Below are 21,606 nucleotides of genomic sequence, written 5' to 3'. Positions count from 1 at the left end.
AAGCATGACAAAAATCGGTGAGAGGGAGTCTGCCCACCAAAAACTCCTATACCTTCAACGTGCGGATTCTGGCGGGCCTGCCGGCATGGTAGACGCTGGCAAGCAGCGGGAACTGCGAAGCGAGGCCGCAGGGAGCAATAGCGCTACGCTTCCCGAGAAAAACGCCTGACGTGGGGACGTCCTCTCAGACCGAGCAAAATCAATTTTCATTGCAGATCGATCCGTCCATACGATGCGAACCGATGCAGGTGCAGCTTCTGGTCTTTCCACGGGGGAATCCCTGAAATTGTCCTGTTTCAGCTCGGCCTTCCCACCTTGAGGACGAGCGGACACATGCTGGCCTGACCACAGACGCGGGCGTTGGCTTCCAGGCGACGCACCCTGCGGCGCAGGGCACTCTGAACCCCTACAGACACTGCTTTTTCCGACACCAGAACGCATTTCTGAGTTGAAAAAATGATAAAGTTTCGAAGGAAAATTTGCAAGAAAGCGTTTACATCATTATAAATGTCTCTACACACTAAATCTTCATTGTTCATCCTAAAAAATGGAGAAAGCGATTACATATTTCCAGGTAAAACCAGGCCTTCGCTTCCCCATGTATCGGTACCTGTTTTTCCTGTTGCTGGCGGGCCTGGCGCTTCGGGCGCAGGCGCAGCACGACGTCATGATGCAGGCTTTCTACTGGGACGTGCCGGTCGATACCGCGGCCAAAAACGGCTTCTGGTGGGACACGCTGGCGGCCAAGGCGCCAGAACTGGCTGCCGCGGGCATCACGGCCATCTGGGTGCCTCCGCCCTCCAAGGGCAACTTCGGCATCTACGACATGGGCTATGGCATCTACGACCACTTCGATCTGGGCAACTACAACCAGAAAGGCACGGTCGAGACCCGCTTTGGCAGTCGGGATGAGCTGCTGAACATGGTTCAGACCATGCATGCCTACGGCATCGAAGTGTATGCCGACATCGTTCTGAACCACATCTTCGGTGGCCCCGACAACCTGGAGCCCAACCCGGCCGTCAAGCAGTATGTGTTTGATGAAGCCATTCGTGACCCGGACGGCGACGGCATCTACGACCAGTTCAGTCCCTATCCGACCAACGAGATCATCTGGCGCATCCCGAATGCCGAGCCCGGCGACTACTACATCAAAATCAAAGGCTACTGGCTCCCCTGCAGCGACCCGAAAGGCGAGCGCGGCTACGACCTCTATATCAACTGGGACGGCTCTCCCGACCAACCGAACACGCCCGGCAACGCCAACTGGGAGTATGAGCCCAATGATGGGAATGGCCAGTACAACGTGTTTCCCGGCTCCGGCCAGCACGTCTGGGGCCACATCGATCCGTGTGGCGACATCGACGAGTACAAGATTACCCTGACCACCTCTCATACCATTGAAATTCGTCTGGAGGCGCGGCGCGAAGTGTATAACCCCTTCGATTTTGTCCCCACCGACCAGCGACGGGGGTACTATCCGTTCGAGATCTGGCACAACGGGCAAAACCTGGCGCCCACTGCCCTGCAGGCCTGGACCTACACGGGCATCACCTATGTGACCCACACCGGTCCCGGCGAGGCCAACTGGAGCTGGAATTATAGTCACTTTCATCCCGTAGACGACCGGGACTACCTGGGATGGCCCGGTACCGACGAGGTCATTCCCAACACCAAATTCTTTGGGAACGACCTGAACACCTTCGACCCGGTCGTGCAGGACCGGCTGATCACCTGGGGCCAGTGGCTCACCAATACGGTCGGGTTCGACGGCTATCGCCTGGACTTTGTGCGTGGCTACCAGCCCGAATTCGCAGCCGCCTGGATCAACAGCATGCCCAAACGCAGCGATGGCAGCCAGCGCTTTGTGGTGGCCGAATACTGGGGCGGAAAGGCCGCGATCAAAAGCTGGGTGACGACGGTCGAAAGCCTGGGGGCCGACGCCGACGCCTTCGACTTTCCCCTGAAGTCTACGCTGACGGACATGGCCAACTGGAACGGGGCCGACTGGGACATGAGCTGGCTGAACCACGCAGGTCTGGTGCGCGACAACGGAGGCAACAACCTGTCGGGCATCCAGGTGGTCACCTTCGTCGAAAATCACGACACCGGCAAAGAAAGCGACAAGTGGCTCTGGCGCGACTGGGACATGGCCTATGCCTACATTCTCTTTGCCGAAGGGCGCCCCACCATTTTCTATCCGCACTTCTACAGCATCCAGCAACACGACCACCGAGACCCCAGCATTACGGTGCAGGCGCCGGCCTCGCTGCGCCAGGACCTGATCCGGCTGATCAACCTGCGCCGCAATTACCTGGGCGGTACCATGGTCGTGCTCAGCGAGGTAGGGAACCCCTGGCCGAGCACTGATGTGGCCGATGTGTTCGTGGCCCGCCGGGGCGGCAACGGCACCCGTTCAGGAGCCATTCTGGTGCTGAACGATCATGAGACGGATACCAAAGGCCTCTGGGTGGACAGCGCCCCCAACGGCTGGCCCAGCTGGGCGGGCAAAGACCTGATCAATCCGGCCACCGGAGAAACCACCCATATCTACAACGATGGCCGCGTGTATGTCTGGGCGCCGCCGCGCGGCTACGCCATCTGGGTCCTGGCAGAAGAATATGACCCTGCCCTGTTTGCTTCTGCTACCGCGAACCCGTCCGAATTGAATACTGCCCTGCATATAAAGGAGCAGCCACCCAGATTTGACTGGCAAGGACCTGCCCCCAACCCGTTCTTCGGCCAGACCCACTTCGAGCTGACGCTACCCGAAGAAGCACAGGTGCAGATGACCGTGTACGACCTGCTGGGACGGGAAGTCCGACAGCTCGTGCACAGGACGCTTGCCGCCGGCCATCATCAGATTGCATGGAATGCGTCCGGACTGGCAGGCGGCACCTATCTGGTGCGGCTGGACGTCCAAACCGCCGATGGCCGACGCTATGTGCGGCATCGCATCGTCACCCTGCAACGATAGAATAAGAGCGCGGCAGCTACCAGTCGGGGCATCACCAGCGGACGGTTTCCTCTTTCCCACCCAGGTGCCCTGATAGGCCCCGTCGGCCTTTAGAGCCGACGGGGTTTTCTGTTGACGAATCGTTTCCTTCGCCCCGGACGTTACAGCCATAGTCCTCCCGATGTCTCTCATGGCCCGAACAGCGGCTTTTGATCGGCATGCTCGCCGTTACGATGCCTGGTTTGCCCGGCATCCGGCGGCCTATGCCTCGGAGCTGGCGGCCGTTCGGGCGCTGTGGCCGCCGGTACGCGAAGCGCTGGAGGTGGGGGTAGGAACCGGACGGTTTGCCGAACCACTCGGAATCCGCTACGGGCTGGACCCCTCGCCTGCGATGCGCGCCCTTGCCCGGCGGCGGGGCATTCAGGTGATCGAAGGCGTGGCCGAGGCTTTGCCCTTTCCAGACCGGCGCTTTGAGGCCGTGCTGATGGTCACGACGCTGTGCTTCGTGGACGATCCGTCCCGGGCACTTCGGGAAGCGTACCGGGTCCTTCAACCCGGAGGCTTTCTGGTGATTGGCTTCATCGACCGGGAAAGTCCGCTGGGCCAACGCTATCTGGAACGCCAACATGCCAGCCCTTTCTATCAGGCAGCCCGGTTTTATTCGGCTGGCGAAGTAGCGAAGCTTATGAAAGCGGCCGGGTTTGCGCACCTGATCTGGCGGCAGACCCTTTTTTCCGATCCCGAGACGCTGCATCGTCCAGATCCTGTGCAGCCAGGCTATGGAAGTGGCGGTTTTGTGGTGGTGCGTGGCCAGCGCCCTTTGGATCCCGAAGTGCTGCAGGGCGTTAGTTTGGACGCTTCACCGGAGGGGTGGCAGAGTGGTTGAATGCACCGGTCTTGAAAACCGGCGTGCCCTTACGGGCACCGTGGGTTCGAATCCCACCCCCTCCGCACCAGCTTTGCAAGCTCATCCGGACTGCTTTCCGGATGAGCTTTTTTGTTTTACGAACTGCCGGCCATCCAATCGCACAGGGTTTGCAGGACGTGGCTCGTCGCGGGCGCGCGTGGCCGGTCGTCTCCAAAAGCCATGCGTCCGGCCTCGCAAAGTGCGAGGCCAGCGAATGCCCCCGGTTTTATGCGCTGTCAGGCAAGAAGGGCGGGGGCAGGCAGCGTCTGCGGACGCGTAGCTGTCCGGCGAGGATAAAAAAAGCTCCGACGCGCTCGCCGGAGCTTCAGGCGCATCAGGCTGCACCACAGGGATCAGGTAGTCTGCATCTGTTGCGCTTGCAGGTAAGCCTCCCAGTCTTTCAGGAAGCGCTCCAGCCCCACGTCCGTCAGCGGATGCTTGAGCAGTTGCATCATGACGTTGAAGGGCATGGTCGCCACATCGGCCCCCATAAGCGCTGCCTGCAACACGTGCATCGGATGGCGCAGCGAAGCAGCCAGCACCTGCGTCTTAAAGCCATAGTTTCGGTAAATCCGCACCACCTGCTCGATCACGCGCAGGCCGTCGGAAGATACATCATCAAGCCGACCAGCAAACGGACTGATATACGTGGCGCCCGCTTTGGCGGCCACCAGCGCCTGCGTGGGGGAGAAGCACAGCGTACAGTTCGTGCGGATCCCTTCAGCCGAAAGCGTCTTGATGGCCCGGATTCCTTCTGCAATCAGCGGGATTTTTACGACCACCCGCTCGTGAATGCGTGCCAGCGCCCGCGCCTCCTGCAGCATGCCTTCATAGTCGGTGGCCGTTACTTCAGCCGATACGTCACCTTCGACCAGTTCGCAGATCTGATAGATATGTTCGTGAAAGTCGCGCGCGCCTGCTTTCCGAATAAGCGTCGGGTTAGTGGTGACGCCATCAAGGATGCCCAGGCTTGCCGCTTCGCGAATTTCTCCAAGGTCGGCCGTATCCAGAAAGAATTTCATGACCGCTGCCGTGGTTTGAGTCTACACTTTCTGGGCGTACGCTTTCCGTGCCTCAAAGCTCCATCTGCATCAGGACGTCTGCTCCAGCAGAGCGCGCACTTCGCCGGCCACTCGTTCGGGCGTAAAGCCAAATTTTTCAAACAGAACGGTCCCGGGTGCCGAAGCCCCGAAGTGTTCGAGGCTGACGATTCGGCCCTGGCATCCCACCCATTGTTCCCATCCCTGTTCAACCCCGGCCTCGACAGCGACCCGCACCGTTACGTCTGGAGGCAGCACCGAAGTCTGGTACGCTGGTTCCTGCTGCTTGAAGAGCTCCCAGGAAGGGACGCTGACCACGCGCGTTCCGATCCCCTCCGCTTCGAGCTGTTCAGCGGCTGCCAGGGCTACATGCACTTCGCTGCCGGAAGCCAGCAGGATCGCCTGCAACGTGCCCTGGGCTTCTTTCAGCACGTAAGCGCCCCGACGAACCCCTTCAGCCGGTGCCAGCCGCTGCCGATCCAGTACGGGCACACTCTGCCGCGTCAGCACCAGGAGAGTAGGGCCTTCTTCGCGTTCCAGCGCCACCTTCCAGGCTTCTACCGTTTCGGTGGCATCGGCCGGTCGCAGCACGACCACATTGGGAATAGCGCGCAGGCTGGCCAGGTGCTCAACTGGCTGATGGGTAGGGCCATCTTCTCCCAGTCCGATGGAATCGTGCGTAAACACATAGATAACCGGCTGTTCCATGAGCGCACTCAGCCGCAGCGACGGCCGCAGGTAGTCGCTGAACACCAGAAACGTGCTGGCATAGGCTCGCAGTCCGTGCAGCGAAAGTCCGTTACAGATAGCCGCCATGGCATGTTCGCGCACGCCAAAGTGGAGATAGCCCCCTTTTCGATTGGTGCGGCTGAAAGCTGCGCGCCCTTTCGGGTGCGTTTTATTCGACTCGGCCAGATCGGCCGATCCACCGATGAGCTCGGGCAGACGCGTTGCCAGCACGTCAAGCACGGCGCCACTGGCCCGACGGGTTGCCACTGCTTTACCCGCCTCAAAGACCGGAAGTGCTTCATCCCATCCCTGAGGCAATTGTCGATGCAGCCACCGGGTTAGCTCGGCGGCTTCGGCCGGATACACTTCCTGGTAGCGCGTCCACAATGCTTCCCACGCAGCTTGCAACCGCTGTCCCTGAGCTACCGCCTGCCGCATATGACGATACACGGTTTCTGGCACGTAAAACGTCCGATCTTCCGGCCAGCCCAGGTTACGTTTGGTCAGGCGTACTTCCTCGGGGCCAAGCGGTGCGCCATGTGCTGCGGGCGAGTCCTGCTTGTTCGGGCTCCCGTAGCCGATATGCGTGCGCACAATGATCAGCGAGGGACGCGCTTCTTCCGCCCGAGCCTGCCAGAGCGCCGCGTCAAGCGCCGCGAGATCGTTGCCATCGTCCACGTGCTGCACGTGCCATCCATACGCCGCAAAGCGCGCCCCCACGTCTTCCGTGAAGGTGAGGTCGGTTGAGCCATCAATGGAGATGTCGTTATCATCATAGAGCACGATCAGCTTCCCCAGCCCCAGATGCCCGGCCAGAGAAGCCGCCTCGTGCGAGATCCCTTCCATCAGATCGCCGTCGGAGGCAATCACATACGTAAAGTGATCAAAAAGCGGGAAACCCTCGCGGTTGAAGTGCGCCGCCAGGTACTGCTCCGCAATAGCCATCCCAACAGCATTTGCGAAGCCCTGTCCCAGGGGTCCCGTCGTTGTTTCCACACCGGGCGTCAGCCCATACTCCGGATGGCCCGGCGTGCGTGATCCCCATTGTCGAAAGCGTTGCAATTCCTCAAGCGGCAGGTCGTAGCCGGTCAGGTGCAGCAGCGCGTAGAGTAGCATGGAGCCATGCCCGGCCGAAAGCACGAACCGATCCCGATTGGGCCATCTGGGATCACGCGGATTGTGCCGCAGATGCCGGGTCCAGAGCACGTAAGCCATCGGGGCAGCCCCCATAGGCATCCCCGGGTGGCCCGATTTTGCCTGTTCCACCGCATCAATCGCCAGAAACCGAATCGCGTTCACGCACAGCTCGTCCACTTCACCTGGCACAAACTGCGTCTCCGTAGGGATCTCCGTTGCCTTTTGCTCACACATGTGCATTGCTTCTTTTCACACCCAGAAGGAGAAATACAGATAGATGGTCAGCACCAGTCCCAGTACTACCAGCGTCAACGCCACATCCCGCCAGTCCCACGTTTTGCGGCTGTCTGCTCGGTCTTCGGCCGACACGGTCCGGAAGGTCAATCCCCGGACCTTCTCCTCAGGCGGCGCCTCGGTCAACAGCGACACCCCCACAATAATCAACACACTGATCAGGAAGAGGATACCGGCAAAATAGTATCCGTTAAAATCCCCTATCGCCCCTAGCCACGTCGAACGGTCCAGCACGCCGTTTTGCACCATCGACTGCAACGTTAGCTTCACCATCCCCAGCACAAAGCCAACTCCCAATCCCCAGACTGCGCCGCGGGCATTAATTCGGCGGCTCATGATGCCCAGCAGAAAGACAGCCGTGATGGGCGGCGCCAGGAATCCCTGCACGTTCTGGAGATAGTCGTAGAGCCCCGCCTTCGACTCGGCCATCACCTTCATAATCGGAATCCATAGGAGCCCCAGGCCTACTACTACGGCCGTCGCAATGCGTCCCACGCGCACCAGTTCCGCCTCCGGCCGCCCGGGACGCAGCTTTTCATAAATATCCACGGTAAACAGCGTCGCACACGAATTAAACAGCGACGATAGCGACGACATCAGCGCCGAAAGCAGACCGCCCACCACCAGCCCGCGCAATCCCAGTGGCAGCAACTCGGCCACCAGCGTCGGGAAAACCATATCTCCCTGCACGCGCCCTGCAGCGTCGGTTGGAATCTGAATGATGCCCTTTAGATGCAGCGCGTAGCCGATCATGCCCGGCACCAGGAAGATAAAGACGGGCCAGACTTTTAAGAATCCCCCCCAGAGTGCCCCTCGGCGCGCGTCCTGCAGCGAGCGAGCTGCCAGCGTTCGTTGCACAATGTACTGGTCGGTGCACCAGTACCAGATGCCCGTGATAGCCGACGCAATCATCACCCCCAGCCAGGGAAAGTTCGGATCCTCGTTCGAGCGCCACAGGGCCCACTGCTCGCCCTGCAGGCGGGCCACCTCGCGCAGCTCACTCCATCCGCCCAGCGCTGACAATCCAAACACCGTGATAAACGCACTGCCCAGAATCAGCAGAGCCGTTTGCAACACTTCCGTGTAGACCACTGCCCGAAGCCCTCCGAGAATCGTATAGATGCCAGTTGCTAACACTGTTGCGATCGCACCCACCCAGAAGGCCTGATCCGGGGAGCCGAATACGTCGGCCAGCAGCGTCCGAAACACCAGGGCTCCCGCATAAACCGTTACCGACACCTTTGTAAAGACATAGGCCACCAGCGACACCACCGAAAGGATCCACCGTGCCCGGCTGCTAAAGCGCCGCTCTAGAAACTCGGGCATTGTGAAAACCCCCGATCGGTAATAGAACGGCACGAATACCCAGGCCAACAGCACCAGAATCCAGGCGTGCAACTCCCAGTGAGCCTGCGCTAATCCGTTGGCGGCTCCACTGCCCGCCAGCCCGACAATGTGCTCAGAACCGATGTTTGACGCAAAAACCGAAGCGCCGACCACAAACCAGCCCACATCACGGCCCGCTAAGAAATAGTCTGTCGAAGTTTTGACGCGGCGCGAGGACCACCAGACAATGGCTGCCAGAATCCCGAAATAGGCCGCAACGATGAACCAGTCGAGTACCGTCATACGTCCAGCAGGTTAAGCTGTTAACGAATCAACCCCTTGCTATGCGCTCAAAACTCGGCCTGGAGGCCGATAAAGATCTATACCGCAAACCCAATCGGCTCACTTTTGCCCGGTCGGCCAGGAAAAACAGCTCCTCAATCAATGCAGCAGCTATCCTGCTTGAAGTCCCCCTGATGGCGTGCAATCCTCCCAGTTTTTCGAACAATCACCGGCTGGCTTCGGCATATTGGCACCACAACCGCCTGACAGTTTTATGGTAGCAAAGCTCGTCGTTGAAGACTAAATATCTATTTGATTGCGCAATACTCCAAAGGCATCACGCAAATTCTTATAAAGTATAAAAAATCCTGCTGCATAAGGCCGCCACAAAAGGCTTTAATGCACTCCCTGCCGATTTTGAACGCCTCACACCTCATCGGTAACGAACACTAATAAAGACATCTCCACCATTAGTACTTCGCATCTCCAGTCAACAGTCTGCAAGCCGCAGGATTTGCAAGATATCGGCCTGATGGATCGAAGTTCATAGAACTGCTGAACTCGGCGTTTGTCACTCATTGAAATTAGCAAACGCGCGCTATTATATTTTAGTAGAATTTAAACCGATTTAGTGACACAGTTTATTGGGCAGGAACCGCAATCCTCCTATGCAACCCCACCGTAACCCGACGATTTCAGACGTAGCTCGCCTTGCCGGCGTCTCCAAAGCTACGGTATCAGCCGTTCTAAACAACCGGGATACGGTTAGCGCAGCCACCCGGGCCAAAGTATTGGCCGTAATCCGTGAACTGAACTATCGTCCCCGCGAGTTCGCTCGGCATCGATTCCGCTCCGATAGCGAACGCAGCATAGGCTTCATTATTAAAGAAGGCGATAATCCATACTATGCGGAATTAATCGCCGGAGCACGGCAGGTAGCCGAAGCCCAGGGATATACCATTCTCGTTGCCAGCTCTGAGGGATCGCTTCAGGCAGAGCAGCAGATTATCCAGCTTATGATCGCCCAGGATGTCAATGGTTTTATTATCACGCCGGTTTTCAGTGACGAAGCAGATCTATCCCACCTCTTTGAACTCAAGCGCCGCAACATCCCGTTCGTGCTGCTGGAGCGCATTCCTGGACTGCAGGCTAACCTCGTAGACATTGATAACACATACGCCGCTCAGGCAGCGATTCAATACCTCATTGAGCAAGGACATGCGCATATTGTTTACTTTGCCGGACCGCAATACTCGCCGCATGCAAAAGAGCGGCTCGAAGGCGTTCGCCGCGCCTTCAGCGCTTTCAACCGATCCCTGTCGGATGATCAGGTTATCTATGCAGGTGCCCGCGCTCGGGATGGATACGAAGCGGCTCAGGCCTACTTTGCGCGGCGACCTTCTCCCAGGCCGACGGCTATCGCCTGTTATAACGACCTTGTAGCCCTTGGGGTACTTCGGGCGCTGCAAGAACGGGGCATTCGAGTTCCCGACGACGTATCAGTGATGGGGTTTGACGACCTGGAATTCCTCCGCTATACCCCGTGGTTGCTTTCAACGGTGCACGTCCCTAAAAAAACCATGGGAGAGAAAGCAACGGAAATGCTGATCCGTCATATTGAAGCGGACCGGCCCGTTTCTATTGAAAAAATCCATCTGCATTCTGAGCTAGTCCTCCGCGCCACCACCCGTCCGCTACACCTGCCCGCTTAGAGTCCTGAGGCGATCAGCAGCTCAATGTCCCGGTAGGGCAGCCCAAACATAGTAGCCAGACTTTTTTTGGTCAGATGGCGGCGGTAAACGTACGTGCCATTCCGCAACCCTACATTGCGCCAGAGGGCCTCATGGATGGAGCCACTCTCGCCAATTTCAATCAAATAGGGGACCAGCACGTTATTTAGCGCATAGGTAGCAGTTCGCGCTGCGTTGGAGGGCATGTTTGGCACGCAGTAGTGGATCACCTCGTACTTTCGGAACACAGGATTGGAGTGCGTGGTGGGGCGACTGGTCTCAATACACCCGCCCTGGTCGATCATGGTGTCCACAATGACCGAACCGGGCTGCATTTCGGCGACCATGTCTTCGGTTACCAGAATAGGCGCGCGCTGTCCTTCGCCCATCTTGGCCCCAATGACCACATCAGCCGACCGCAACGCCTTGCGAATATATTCAACCGAGGCCATCGCGGTGGTTACCCGTCGATCCAAGAAATGCTCAATGGCCCGCAACGCCCCCAGGTCGGTATCCAGCACTACAACATGCGCCCCAAAGCCCAGCGCCGTGCGGGCAGCCCACTCTCCAACAACTCCGGCCCCGATAATCACCACCGTAGCAGGCGGCACGCCTGAAATACCTCCCAGCATAACACCCTTGCCCCCTTCGTTGCTCTCCAGATAGCGCGCCGCAATCTGGACCGCCATGGAGCCCATGATCTCATGCATCATGCGCACAATGGGCAGCGTGCCGTCTGAATCGCGAATGAATTCAAATCCGATCCCAGTAATGCCCAGTTCCATAAGCCGCCGGAAGAAGTCCGGCGTGGCCGACCCCAGATGCAGCGCCGAGATGAGCACCTGGTTTTCCTGCAAGAGCTTGAGTTCTTCTTCGGTCGGCCGTCCTACTTTGACAATGAGCTCACACTGACTGTAGAGATCCTCTGGTGTCGCCACGATCTGGGCCCCGGCTTCCATGTATTCAGTATCGGGAAAGTTTGCCAGCACGCCGGCTCCTTGCTCCACGTAGACTTCGTGCCCGTTGGCAATCAGCGTCGCCACACCGCTGGGCGCCAGGGCCACCCGCCGCTCTTCATTTGCCACCTCTCGGGGCACTCCAATGCGCAGTGAGCGGTGCTGCTCACGTAACCGCAGCGGTTTTTCCATCGGCAGGAGGGCCTGGCCGATGGTCATCCCTTGAAGGGCAGGAATCTCCATAGGAGACGCTTAATCTATGACTACAGTTTTTTAAATATACGATGAGCACCCTTACAGATAGAAGCGTAAGCCTGTTATAGGTTGCTTGAAAATTCTATCCTTTGAAGAGGATCGCCCCGAATCTTTACCATTGCCTGCAACGTCCCAGCCACTCATAGAGCAGCACTGTGGCCGCCATAGCAACGTTCAGCGATTCGGTAGCTCGTCGGCGTACCGTTCCCGGTACCATGACCCGTTCCGCCAGTTGCTTTTGCACGGCTGGGCGCAGCCCATGCGCTTCGTTGCCCAATACCAGCACGGCAGGAGAACGGGGCTGCCATCGAGGAGCCGGAATGCCTTCCAGATCGGCCCCGTAGCAACTGAAGCCCTTACGCTGGAGGTGCCTGAGTAATGCCGCCAGGTCGCCTGCTCGCACCAGCGTCAGATCCCAGTGGCTTCCCATGGCGGCCCGTACTACCTTGGGATTGTACAGATCTACCGTTCCGGCACCTGCCACTACTGCTTCTACCCCGAACCAGGCCGCCGAGCGCAGGATAGTCCCGGCATTTCCGGGATCCTGCAATCCATCAAGCGCCAGAATGCAACGACAGCGCATCAGGTGCTCCGGGGCCTCCCACCGCAGCCGCGCCACCGCCAGCACCCCCTGACTGGTTTCTACGTCCGACAGACGTGCCATCACCGGCTCCGACACAACGGCAACCGGCACCGAAACCCGCGCCACCAGCTTTCGCACCTCAGGACGGCGGCGCGCTTCCTCGGTCACTAAAACTTCCACCAGAGGAGCCTGACTCTCCAGAGCGGCTTCCAGCAGCCGAACCCCTTCGACCAGATATTGCCCCAGCGCTTCCCGGTATTTACGCTGATGCAACCGAGCCAGCTCTTTCAGGCGACGCCGCGTCAGCATGAAGCGAGTTTCAGCTTACTGAAAGTTTTTACAGAACGCCCCTGGCTGACTTTGGCTTCGGGATTTCAGATCTTTGAGCGTAAAAGCACAGGGTTGCATGCGACGCCTTTTGCTTCTGCTTAGCCTGTTCTTCTGGAGCAGCCGCACGCCGGCCGCAGCCCAACCTACTAATCTGGAACGCTTTCAGGAGCTGGCGCGCACCTGTCTGGCGTTGCCCGATACGCTACAGGCGTTTCGCCTGGAGGCGCCCGATACCCTCCCCTACCTGCGCGTTCATCTTGAAGCCCACTGGCTACAGGAGCAGCGGCAGGTGTACTTCGGCGATACCCTGCGTCTTCCTACGCTACGTTACCGGATCGAAGCCGCTCGTGTCGCGTATGCCCGCCTCGATGCGCAGCATCTACAGCGAACCGTGACGCTGGCCCTGCGCTATGAATTGCTAAGTCCGGATGGGCGCCTGCTGGACGTGTGGTCGTGCCAGCCGGTAGCCGTAGATACTGTTGCGCAGCGGCTACTTCCTCATCTGGAACACCCGGCCTTCCCGGAGACCCAGGCGCCTCTGCCTCCCGAGCGTCCGGGTCTCCTGGAGCGCTACGTGCTTCCTGCAGTCGCACTGGTAGCCACTACCCTGAGCATTTACTTGCTGTTCACCTTGCGAAGTCGCTCCGGTGATGCGCCTCGTCCATAAAGGGCTGGTTCTCCTGATAGGGTTAACAGCCTGTGCTAACCCGGTTCCGCCTTCTGGCGGTCCTCCGGACCGTACGCCGCCAGCGCTGGTGGAAAGCACCCCTCCTCCCAATGCGACCAACGTGCAGGATCCACGGATCCGGCTGGTTTTTTCAGAGGGAATCGATCCGGCTTCCGTAGCCCGTGCGCTGTCGATCACTCCAGCGCCAGAACGTCCGCCCAAGGTGCGCGTTCGGGGCCGAACCGTTACCTTTTCGCTGCCCACTCCGCTGCGCTCCAATACGACTTACGTGCTGACGTTCGATACAGACCTGCGTGATCTGCATGGCGTCTCTCTTCGTGAACCCATCGTGCTGGCTTTCTCTACGGGTCCTACAATCAACCGAGGCCAACTGGTCGGGCGCGTGCTCGACGCAGCTTCTGGTCAACCTGTTGCCAACATCGACGTGTACGCCTACGCGCTTACCGACAGCCTCCCTCTGCGCACCTGGCCTCCCAGTCCAGATTATCGCACTCAGACCGATCCAGAAGGGCGTTTTCAATTTGCTTACCTGAGTGACCAACGCTACTTCGTAATTGCACTGGCAGACCGCAATCGCAACCGCCAGCCGGATCCCGGCGAAGCCTTTGCGGCCCCACCTCACCCTGCCCTCCAGCCGGACACCAGCGGTCAGCTCCTGCCGACCCCCTGGCTGATAACGCACCTGGACACGCTCCCGCCCATCCTCCGGCAGGTTCGACCGCTGTCTAACCGACGCCTACAGGTGCGCTTTTCTGAACCGGTTCGGCTGCAAACACGTGACCCCTCTCGGTGGCTCTTGTTTACCCCCGAGACAGCCATACCCATCCAGGCTGTTTACCAGGTGCCAGCGCGTCCGTTCGATGTGCTGCTCTACACACCTCCCCTTCAACCCGTTACGCACTGGCTGCGCGCTGGCGGCGTAGTGGACACCGCCGGGAATCCGGTCCGGCCCGACACGGTGCGTTTTACAGGCCTTGCGCGCCGCGACACCCTTCGTCTTCGCTTCCTGGGGTTCATTCCAGGTGCGCAGGCCCGACTGCTGCCGAATCAATTGCTGCAGCTCCGGTTCAACCTGCCACCACCTGACCTGGCCGCTTACCTGACCCTGACCGATACCACCGGTCGTCCCCGCGCCTTCCGGCTAGAAAGTGCAGATGGCACCACCTATACCTTGATTCCCGATCCGCCCCTTCGTCCGGGTGAGCAGTTGCACCTGACGCTGGAGGGACGCATAAGCGGCCACCCCGATACGCTCTGGCACGCTACGCTGACCCTCATGCCAGCCGCGATGCTGGGCAGCCTGAGCGGAGTGGTGCAGGCAGCCGACACCACGGCTCCGGTGATTGTCGAGTTGCTTCCGGAAACTCCTGCTCTGCCGGTCCAGAAGCAAAGATTACCGCCTGGAGGAGGCACGTTTCACTTCGAGTCTCTGCCCGAAGGACGCTTCCGCGTCCGCGCCTTCCTGGATTACAATGGTAACCAGCGCTGGGACGGTGGCCAGCTCCTTCCCTATGCTCCTCCGGAACCCCTGAGCTGGCTCCCTGAACCGCTACAGACGCGCCCCCGCTGGGAAATTGCAGCCGGCGATACGCTGCGTTTTTCAAGGCTTCATTTGCCTTAGACGCCCTGATATACTTTTTCTTTGCAAAAAAAAAACTGCGCAGACCTATGAACCCCCTTTTGGAAGCCCACCCTGAACCCGTACTTACGGCCCGGGCGATGCGCGAAGCCGATCGGCAAACCATTGAGACGCTGGGACTGCCCGGCCGCGTGCTGATGGAAACGGCAGGACGTGGCGCTGCCGAAGTGGCTGCCCGCATGCTGGGCACCGTGGCAGCGCGAACCGTTGTGTGCCTGTGCGGGCGAGGCAACAACGGCGGAGATGGCTTCGTACTGGCGCGCGTGCTGCACGCCCGGGGCGCTCACGTACACGTGGTGACGCTGGCAGACGCTTCGGCCATGAGCGATGATGCTGCGGCCAACTACCGACTTCTGGAGCACCTCGCCGAAGCAGACCCAGCCCACCGCCTGCACCTGCATCGGCTGACAGATCTGGCCGAGCTGGATCATCTGCCCCGGGCCGATCTGTACGTCGATGCGCTGCTGGGCACCGGGCTTTCCAGTCCGCTTCGCGCTCCCATCCGAGAACTGGTACAATGGCTGAACGAACACCCGGCCCCCATTCTGGCTATCGACATACCCACAGGACTGGACAGCGATACCGGCCAGGTCCTGGGCGCTGCCGTTGCAGCAACCCGTACTGTCACCATGGGCGCGCTCAAAGTAGGGCTGTTGCTGGGTGAGGGACCCCGGCTGTGCGGCACCGTTGATGTGATCGACATTGGTATTCCACGACACGTACTGGAGCAGGCAGCGCGCCAGCCAGGTTGTGCCTGGCGCGCCTCCGATGCCCTCATACGCCAGTGGCTGCCCCGGCGTGCGCACGACGCTCATAAGTACAGTGCAGGGCTGGCCCTTATCGTAGCTGGATCGCGAGAGTTCACCGGAGCCCCTGTGATGGCCGCCACCGCCGCTGCACGAATCGGCGCAGGCTACGTGCTCTGCGCCTGCCCTTCGGATGTGCGGCCAGTTCTAGCGACCAAGCTAACCGAAGTCGCCCTGCTGGGCCTGCCCGAAACCGAACGGGGCGGTATCGACCAGGAAGATGCCTTTGACGTGCTGGACGGCTGGCTCGAACGCGCCCGCGCACTGCTTGTCGGCCCCGGTCTGGGCCGCCATCCGGACACGCAGCGTTTTGCCCGTACGCTTCTGGAACGCACATCGCTTCCTGCTGTGATCGACGCCGATGGCCTGAACGCGCTGGTCGGATTTACCGAGTTGATCCCACGGCATGCGCAGGGACGCTGGATCCTCACGCCACACCTCGGCGAATTCCGCCGCCTGGCAGGCGACGTAGACCTGACCCACCGCATCAAAGTCGTGCAGGAGTACGCGCAACAATGGCATTGCGTACTCCTGCTAAAAGGTATGCCCAGCGTGGTGGGCTGGCCTGACGGAACGGTCTGGATTAACGCAACAGGAAATCCGGCGCTTGCGACCGCCGGAACAGGCGATGTGCTGGCCGGCCTGTGCGTAGGATTGCTGGCGCAGGGCTTGCCCCCCACGCAGGCCGCCGTGTGCGCCCTGCATGTGGGCGGCGCTGTTGCCGATCACTACGCCGCCCATTACGGAACGGCAACCATGATGGCATCCGACTTGCTGACCTACTTGCCCGCTGTACTTCGAACGCGTTTTGACCGATGACCATGCGGCTGTTTCGCCTACTGGCCGTGGGATGGACGCTGGGCGTGCTGGTCGCCTGCTTTGCGCCCGGCGAGCTGGTCGAACCCATCGTTTTCCAGTGGATCGACAAAATTGCTCATTTTGTTCTTTTTGCCGGCTTTGCTGGCTTCTGGCTGCCAGTGCTTTCCGGAAAGCATCGTCTTGCATGGGTGTTCATCACGGGCACCTTGCTGGCCTTTCTCACCGAAGCCGGACAATACCTGCTGCCAATAGGCCGCTCTGCCGAGTGGTTGGATCTAGTAGCCGATGGTCTCGGCCTGCTGGCCGGCTACTTTCTGGATCGCTGGCTGGCCCCTTATCCTACCGACAGTTGAGTCGGAACTTCAACAATCCTTCATGCATAAGCGTGGTTGCTCGAACGTTGAAAACGACGTATCTTCGCTGCTACACCAACCAGTAGCCATCGGTCATGGGAATCGTTCGGAAAACGGAGGAGGCTGATCTGCGAAAGCGTTACCCGCTGTACATTGAGATCGGCCTGGTTGTTACGCTGCTCCTCCTGATTGTGGCCTTCCGGGTCGAATGGCGGCCTAAGCAGGAGATCCAGTTCGTGATGGAGGAGCAGGAAGTGGTGCAAATGGAGGAGATCATCCAGACCAAGCAAGAAGTCAAGCCACCGCCTCCTCCACGGCCGCCCGTACCTGTAGAAGTGCCAGATGAAACGATGCTGGAAGAGGAAGATCTGAATCTGGACGCCGCCCTGGACATCAACGAAGCCATTACCAATGTGCCGCCGCCTCCGCCGCCGCCCGAGGAGGAAGAGGAGCCGGAGCCGGAGGTGTTTGTGATCGTAGAGGAAATGCCTCAGCTTATCGGAGGCATGCGGGCCCTCTATGAGTGCATCCGCTATCCTGAGATCGCCCGGAAAGCCGGGGTTGAGGGCCGCGTAGTGGTGCAGTTTGTGGTAGATGAGAATGGTAATGTAACCAATCCGCAGGTGCTGAGCGGTCCGGGTGCCGGCCTGAATGAAGAAGCTCTTCGGTGCGTCAGCCAGCTTAAATTCAAGCCAGGTCGGCAGCGCGGGCGTCCCGTGCGGGTGCGTTACACTCTGCCGGTTGTTTTCCGCCTCCAGTAAGCTTTACGTGGCGCATCTGTGCGAAAAAAAGGCGCAGCCGAAGGGCTGCGCCTTTTTTCTACTTTTTTGAGAACGGTTCAGGATCGCTGCATATGGCGGATCTGTCCGTTGGCCTCGCCTACCAGCACATCGGTAGCCATGCCCAGAAATAGCCCGTGGTCCAGCACGCCGGGTATCGTGGAAAGCGTCATTGCCAGCGCCTGCGGATCGTCGATCCCTTCCGGGAAGTGCGCGTCGATTACCCAGAACCCCTGATCGGTTACCACTGGTCCGTCTTTGGCTTTCCCCATGCGTAGAACAGGCTCGGCCCCCATACGCCGAAGCTGCCGCATCACGGGCGCAGCCGCCATGGGAAGCACCTCGACCGGCACCGGGCAGCGCGTGCCCAGCCGATGCACCAGCTTTGACGCATCTACCAGCACCACAAACCGCCGCGCTTGCGTAGCCACCACTTTTTCCCGGGTATGCGCCGCCCCTCGGCCTTTGATCAGATCTAACGCGGGACTGACCTCATCGGCCCCATCAAAAGCCAGATCCAGTTCTTCCACGTCTGCGAGCGTAACCAGCGGAATGCCTTCAGCCCGGGCCAGTTGTTCTGCGGCATAGGAAGTGGGAACCCCAACCACCTGCAGTCCTTCCTCTCGCACCCGCCGCCCAATTGCACGAATGGCCCATGCAGCCGTTGAGCCGGTTCCCAGTCCCAGCCGCATGCCTGATACCACCAGGGCTGCTACCTTTTCGCCAACCGCCTTTTTCGCCTGTTCTGTTGCCGATAATGGCATAGGCTATTCGTAGCGTAACGCGTCAATAGGATTCAACCGAGCGGCTTTGTATGCCGGATAGCTCCCAAACACCACAGCTACCAGCGTAACCAGAAGCATGCCCCCCAGCGCCCAGTTCCAGGGAAAGACGGCCGAAATGTCAAAATACACCGCCACCAGATTCCCTCCGAGCGCTCCCAGTAAAATACCGACCAGCCCGCCAATCTGGCACAAGAAAAATGCTTCAAGCAAGAACTGCCGCAGAATGTCGCGACGCCGGGCGCCTACCGCCTTGCGAATGCCGATCTCCCGCGTGCGCTCGGTAACCGATACCAGCATGATGTTCATGATCCCAATGCCAGCAGCCAGCAGCGCGATCAATCCAATCCCGGCCCCTCCAATGGAAAGCGTGCGCGTGAACGCCTCAAAGACGCTGCGCATCGAATCGTTCGTGCTAATCTCGAAATCATTGGGCTGGCCCGGCGCTACCTTTCGAATAATGCGCAACTTGCTGATCACCTCGTCCATGGCGGCCCCCAATCGCTCCGGACTGCTTACGCGCACGCTGACCAGCGCCAGGTCCCGTTCCGGCAATCCATAGCGCGCAAAAGCCGTCGTAATCGGAATCAGCGCCCGCCGGTCCTGGCTAAAGCCCAGAAAACTACCTTTTGTTTTGAGCACCCCGATGACCTCGTAGCGATGCCCCCCGAAGCGGACCACCTTGCCCAGCGGCGTTTCGTTGGGAAAGAGCTCTTCAGCAATCACCGACCCCAGTACAATGACGGGACGAACGTAGTGCACGTCCTGCGCTGTGATGAAACGGCCTGCGTCCAACTCATAGCTGAAGTTCTCCAGGAAGTTTTCATCGGTGCCAATGAGCTGCACGTTCGGCTCCGTTTCCCGATCCTGATAGCGCACAGCCCCGAGATCAAACGACTCCATAATGCTGATGAATACCGGCTGCGACAGACTGCGCTTGAGTCGTTCGACCTGGGCGTAGGTGATGGGCCGGCGGTATGCAAACCGTTCGTTGCTCACCCGAATGCTTGGGTAGCGACTAATGGTGAAGGTAGAGGAGCCCAGAAAGTTCATCGAGTCCCGAAAGTACACATCAATCACTTTGACGGCCGTTACCGAGCTGATGATAGCAAACACGCCGATCACCATGCCCAGCAGGGTCAGTCCTGACCGCAGCCGGTTGGTGCGGAGGGCTGTCCAGGCCATACGGAAGGCTTCGACAAATTCCATAGCTCACTCGTAGCGCAAGGCTTCAATGGGTTGGGCGCGGGCGGCCGTCCAGGCCGGTGCCAGGCCAAATGTGATGCCGGTCAGCACGCAGATCAGAAAGGCCAAAGCTACCGTGGTGGCCGGAAGATACGCCTCAATGAACAGGTTGACCACGCCCGTGAGCATCATGGCCAACAGCACACCGATCACCCCGCCAATCATGCACACCAGAATGGCCTCAATCAGAAACTGCACCAGAATGGCCCGGCGGGTAGCTCCCACGGCCTTGCGGATGCCGATCTCCCGCGTGCGCTCCTTCACCGACACAAACATAATGTTCATGACCCCGACCCCGCCCACCAAGAGCGACAACCCCGTCAAGAACAGTCCGACACCGTAGATCGCCGCTTTGACCGGCGCCAGTTGTTCCCGCAGGGCCTGTTGCTGATTGATCTCAAAGTTGTTTTTTTCGAGCGCGTCCAGTTTGCGCGCTGCTCGCAGAATGCCGGTCAGTTCGTCCTGCGCTAGTTCTATCAGTTCCGGATCTACTACCTTGACGTGAATGGAGACGCTTCGATGGCGCACGCCAAAGAAACGTGCATAGGTGCGAAACGGGAGAAACACCCAGTTGTCTGTCGAGGCCGGGCTGTCGGGTCCGCTACCTTTGCGCACTAGCACGCCGACAACCTGGCAGCGATGGCCGCTGAGTCGAATAAACTTACCCAGGGGTTGTTCAACGGGAAACAGTCGGGCCGCCACCTCGGCTCCCAGCACACACACTGCGCGAGCGCTTCGTTCTTCCACCTCGGTGTAGAACCGTCCCAGTGCCAGGTCCACGGCATGCACCCGGGGATAGTCGGCCGCAGCCCCTACGATGGTCAGCGACGAGACGGTCGTCCCCCCATAGCGGGCCGTTCCCCTTCGATCCAGCACAGGCACCGCAGCTACCACGTAGCGCGCCCGCGCTTCAATGATGTCGGCCAGCTCGGGCGTGATGTCCGGTCGGTTGATGTATTCCCACCAGCGTGAGCCGGGTCCTACAATCCAGGGCCACTTTTCCACATACAGCACATCGGTCCCCAGCTCCGAAAGCGACGCATTGAAATCGCGCTCAATCCCGTTGATCACCGTGGCCATCAGGGTAACGGCCACGATGCCTATGATGATGCCCAGCGTGGTCAGGACGGCCCGTAGCTTGTGGGCAGCTATCGCCCGCAGGGCGGCCATCAGGCCTTCCCAGATTTCGAATAGCAAAAGCGACATACGCGGTCGACCTCCCGAACAGCGACTGTTGTAGCCTACGAGCAGAAACCGATGGGGTTGCGTCTGTTAACCTGCTGAAGACCGGTGGCGGTAGAGACGAGCCAACAGGATTAATTGGCCGCTATGGTGCGCGGCGTGCTCGATCAGATGGTGCAGGATGGTGGCCCGCCGCACAGGTAGCCGCCGCCGGCCTACGTATCGGATTTCGTCCAGGGCGGCGTCGGAAAGCGCCTCGATACGTCGCGCCAGCTCCTCAAATTGCTGGCGCAACTCCTGCCGAAGCGGTGCCAGCGCGATCGCCCGGGGCAGCCAGTCCAGGCGGGCCTCAGCAGCCAGGGCTTCCGGATCCGGTGCTGGATCCAGCGCATACGCAGCCAGCCGTCGGCTGGCGCGCAAAATGTGCTGCACGCGCGCACCGATCGACGGAATGCCTGGCGCCGGCTCCCACCACAGCGCTGCTTCTTCTGGAAGCTGGTCCAGCGCCGCTTCGATCCAGACCCGCACCTGTTGCAACCCTTTCAGCAGATCCGCCCGCCGGGCGTCCGGCCCCTGCCGCTCATCCGGAATAAGCCATGGTTCGGTCATCGTCCATCCCGTTTTTTGCAGGCTGCCCCGCCCAACAGCATATTCTAAAACAAGATAAAAGTTACAATTTCACTGGCATGAGGCCCTTGACAGATTGTGTGTAACTTAACAGCAGCTTCTCAAAGCCGAGGTACGGGTCCCTTTGAAGCATTTCGGCCATGTCGGCGGCCTGGAAAATC

At 59.7% G+C, this 21,606-nt stretch carries 17 protein-coding genes and 1 tRNA gene; 9 read left to right on the top strand and 9 right to left on the bottom strand.

Annotated elements, in window-relative coordinates:
• The first annotated feature begins 598 nt into the window (after positions 1-598).
• From BUA15_RS13225 to BUA15_RS13215, 3 genes are all read left to right on the top strand, one after another.
• A complete protein-coding gene (locus tag BUA15_RS13225; RefSeq protein ID WP_072716506.1) occupies positions 599-2,977 on the top strand; it encodes a T9SS type A sorting domain-containing protein in 2,379 nt (792 codons plus the stop codon).
• A 169-nt stretch (positions 2,978-3,146) separates the two neighbouring features.
• Positions 3,147-3,842, top strand: coding sequence for a class I SAM-dependent methyltransferase (locus BUA15_RS13220; RefSeq protein ID WP_084660605.1), 696 nt, complete (start codon positions 3,147-3,149; stop codon positions 3,840-3,842).
• A tRNA-Ser gene (locus tag BUA15_RS13215) sits at positions 3,821-3,907 on the top strand. Before BUA15_RS13220 ends, BUA15_RS13215 begins: the two co-directional genes overlap by 22 nt.
• 309 nt (positions 3,908-4,216) lie before the next feature.
• On the opposite strand, the gene fsa is transcribed toward BUA15_RS13215, so the two are convergent.
• The 3 genes from fsa to BUA15_RS13200 all read right to left on the bottom strand — a co-directional run bounded on the left by fsa (position 4,217) and on the right by BUA15_RS13200 (position 8,692).
• On the bottom strand, positions 4,217-4,885 hold the full coding sequence (gene fsa / locus BUA15_RS13210; RefSeq protein ID WP_072716467.1) for a fructose-6-phosphate aldolase: 669 nt from the start codon (positions 4,883-4,885) through the stop codon (positions 4,217-4,219).
• A gap of 69 nt (positions 4,886-4,954) precedes the next feature.
• Entirely contained in the window at positions 4,955-7,003 is a 2,049-nt protein-coding gene (gene tkt, locus BUA15_RS13205) for a transketolase (protein WP_072716466.1), read from the bottom strand.
• A gap of 15 nt (positions 7,004-7,018) precedes the next feature.
• Complete coding sequence (locus BUA15_RS13200; RefSeq protein ID WP_072716465.1) at positions 7,019-8,692, bottom strand: sodium:solute symporter; 1,674 nt, start codon at positions 8,690-8,692, stop codon at positions 7,019-7,021.
• Positions 8,693-9,339: 647 nt separating this feature from the next.
• Between BUA15_RS13200 and BUA15_RS13195 the strand changes: the two genes are divergently transcribed.
• On the top strand, positions 9,340-10,383 hold the full coding sequence (locus tag BUA15_RS13195; RefSeq protein WP_072716464.1) for a LacI family DNA-binding transcriptional regulator: 1,044 nt from the start codon (positions 9,340-9,342) through the stop codon (positions 10,381-10,383).
• On the opposite strand, the gene BUA15_RS13190 is transcribed toward BUA15_RS13195, so the two are convergent.
• Both BUA15_RS13190 and BUA15_RS13185 read right to left on the bottom strand, forming a co-directional pair.
• The gene (locus BUA15_RS13190; RefSeq protein WP_072716463.1) at positions 10,380-11,600 is read right to left on the bottom strand and encodes an alanine dehydrogenase; all 1,221 of its coding nucleotides are present in this window, start codon (positions 11,598-11,600) and stop codon (positions 10,380-10,382) included. The two genes, BUA15_RS13195 and BUA15_RS13190, sit on opposite strands and share 4 nt — an antisense overlap.
• Before the next feature lie 124 nt (positions 11,601-11,724).
• The gene (locus BUA15_RS13185) at positions 11,725-12,504 is read right to left on the bottom strand and encodes a TrmH family RNA methyltransferase (RefSeq protein WP_072716462.1); all 780 of its coding nucleotides are present in this window, start codon (positions 12,502-12,504) and stop codon (positions 11,725-11,727) included.
• A gap of 97 nt (positions 12,505-12,601) precedes the next feature.
• On the opposite strand from BUA15_RS13185, the gene BUA15_RS13180 reads away from it, so the two are divergent.
• The 5 genes from BUA15_RS13180 (at position 12,602) to BUA15_RS13160 (ending at position 17,591) form a co-directional block, all read left to right on the top strand.
• Positions 12,602-13,192 (top strand): hypothetical protein, encoded by a 591-nt coding sequence (locus tag BUA15_RS13180; RefSeq protein WP_072716461.1) that lies wholly within the window; start codon positions 12,602-12,604, stop codon positions 13,190-13,192.
• Entirely contained in the window at positions 13,176-14,834 is a 1,659-nt protein-coding gene (locus tag BUA15_RS13175; RefSeq protein ID WP_072716460.1) for an Ig-like domain-containing protein, read from the top strand. The genes BUA15_RS13180 and BUA15_RS13175 overlap by 17 nt, the downstream gene beginning before the upstream one ends.
• Before the next feature lie 47 nt (positions 14,835-14,881).
• Positions 14,882-16,477 carry a bifunctional ADP-dependent NAD(P)H-hydrate dehydratase/NAD(P)H-hydrate epimerase gene (locus BUA15_RS13170; protein WP_072716459.1) on the top strand — a complete coding sequence of 532 codons (1,596 nt, stop codon included), beginning with the start codon at positions 14,882-14,884 and terminating at the stop codon, positions 16,475-16,477.
• 2 nt (positions 16,478-16,479) lie between these two features.
• Entirely contained in the window at positions 16,480-16,830 is a 351-nt protein-coding gene (locus BUA15_RS13165; protein ID WP_072716505.1) for a VanZ family protein, read from the top strand.
• Positions 16,831-16,925: 95 nt separating this feature from the next.
• Complete coding sequence (locus tag BUA15_RS13160; RefSeq protein ID WP_072716458.1) at positions 16,926-17,591, top strand: energy transducer TonB; 666 nt, start codon at positions 16,926-16,928, stop codon at positions 17,589-17,591.
• A 77-nt stretch (positions 17,592-17,668) separates the two neighbouring features.
• Here the strand turns inward: BUA15_RS13160 and rpiA are convergent, their stop codons facing one another.
• The 4 genes from rpiA to BUA15_RS13140 all read right to left on the bottom strand — a co-directional run bounded on the left by rpiA (position 17,669) and on the right by BUA15_RS13140 (position 21,427).
• Positions 17,669-18,373: a ribose-5-phosphate isomerase RpiA gene (gene rpiA, locus BUA15_RS13155; protein WP_072716457.1), complete on the bottom strand. Its 705-nt coding sequence runs from the start codon at positions 18,371-18,373 to the stop codon at positions 17,669-17,671.
• A 3-nt stretch (positions 18,374-18,376) separates the two neighbouring features.
• Entirely contained in the window at positions 18,377-19,600 is a 1,224-nt protein-coding gene (locus tag BUA15_RS13150) for an ABC transporter permease (RefSeq protein WP_072716456.1), read from the bottom strand.
• 3 nt (positions 19,601-19,603) lie between these two features.
• Positions 19,604-20,842 (bottom strand): ABC transporter permease, encoded by a 1,239-nt coding sequence (locus BUA15_RS13145; RefSeq protein ID WP_072716455.1) that lies wholly within the window; start codon positions 20,840-20,842, stop codon positions 19,604-19,606.
• Positions 20,843-20,908: 66 nt separating this feature from the next.
• On the bottom strand, positions 20,909-21,427 hold the full coding sequence (locus BUA15_RS13140; protein ID WP_072716454.1) for a DinB family protein: 519 nt from the start codon (positions 21,425-21,427) through the stop codon (positions 20,909-20,911).
• Between the last annotated feature and the right edge of the window lie 179 nt (positions 21,428-21,606).

This window comes from Rhodothermus profundi, assembly GCF_900142415.1.
Lineage (GTDB): Bacteria > Bacteroidota > Rhodothermia > Rhodothermales > Rhodothermaceae > Rhodothermus > Rhodothermus profundi.
This window is presented reverse-complemented; position numbering and strand designations above follow the sequence as displayed.

What these genes read in the sequence shown, in the direction of transcription:
- BUA15_RS13185 (WP_072716462.1), bottom strand. Translation starts at nt 12,504, where the DNA reads ATGCTGACGCGGCGTCGCCTGAAAGAGCTGGCTCGGTTGCATCAGCGT.
- BUA15_RS13225 (WP_072716506.1), top strand. Translation starts at nt 599, where the DNA reads ATGTATCGGTACCTGTTTTTCCTGTTGCTGGCGGGCCTGGCGCTTCGG.
- BUA15_RS13150 (WP_072716456.1), bottom strand. Translation starts at nt 19,600, where the DNA reads ATGGAATTTGTCGAAGCCTTCCGTATGGCCTGGACAGCCCTCCGCACC.
- BUA15_RS13160 (WP_072716458.1), top strand. Translation starts at nt 16,926, where the DNA reads ATGGGAATCGTTCGGAAAACGGAGGAGGCTGATCTGCGAAAGCGTTAC.
- BUA15_RS13175 (WP_072716460.1), top strand. Translation starts at nt 13,176, where the DNA reads ATGCGCCTCGTCCATAAAGGGCTGGTTCTCCTGATAGGGTTAACAGCC.
- BUA15_RS13140 (WP_072716454.1), bottom strand. Translation starts at nt 21,427, where the DNA reads ATGACCGAACCATGGCTTATTCCGGATGAGCGGCAGGGGCCGGACGCC.
- BUA15_RS13145 (WP_072716455.1), bottom strand. Translation starts at nt 20,842, where the DNA reads ATGTCGCTTTTGCTATTCGAAATCTGGGAAGGCCTGATGGCCGCCCTG.
- BUA15_RS13170 (WP_072716459.1), top strand. Translation starts at nt 14,882, where the DNA reads ATGAACCCCCTTTTGGAAGCCCACCCTGAACCCGTACTTACGGCCCGG.
- BUA15_RS13195 (WP_072716464.1), top strand. Translation starts at nt 9,340, where the DNA reads ATGCAACCCCACCGTAACCCGACGATTTCAGACGTAGCTCGCCTTGCC.
- rpiA (WP_072716457.1), bottom strand. Translation starts at nt 18,373, where the DNA reads ATGCCATTATCGGCAACAGAACAGGCGAAAAAGGCGGTTGGCGAAAAG.
- fsa (WP_072716467.1), bottom strand. Translation starts at nt 4,885, where the DNA reads ATGAAATTCTTTCTGGATACGGCCGACCTTGGAGAAATTCGCGAAGCG.
- BUA15_RS13165 (WP_072716505.1), top strand. Translation starts at nt 16,480, where the DNA reads ATGCGGCTGTTTCGCCTACTGGCCGTGGGATGGACGCTGGGCGTGCTG.
- BUA15_RS13180 (WP_072716461.1), top strand. Translation starts at nt 12,602, where the DNA reads ATGCGACGCCTTTTGCTTCTGCTTAGCCTGTTCTTCTGGAGCAGCCGC.
- BUA15_RS13190 (WP_072716463.1), bottom strand. Translation starts at nt 11,600, where the DNA reads ATGGAGATTCCTGCCCTTCAAGGGATGACCATCGGCCAGGCCCTCCTG.
- BUA15_RS13220 (WP_084660605.1), top strand. Translation starts at nt 3,147, where the DNA reads ATGGCCCGAACAGCGGCTTTTGATCGGCATGCTCGCCGTTACGATGCC.
- tkt (WP_072716466.1), bottom strand. Translation starts at nt 7,003, where the DNA reads ATGTGTGAGCAAAAGGCAACGGAGATCCCTACGGAGACGCAGTTTGTG.
- BUA15_RS13200 (WP_072716465.1), bottom strand. Translation starts at nt 8,692, where the DNA reads ATGACGGTACTCGACTGGTTCATCGTTGCGGCCTATTTCGGGATTCTG.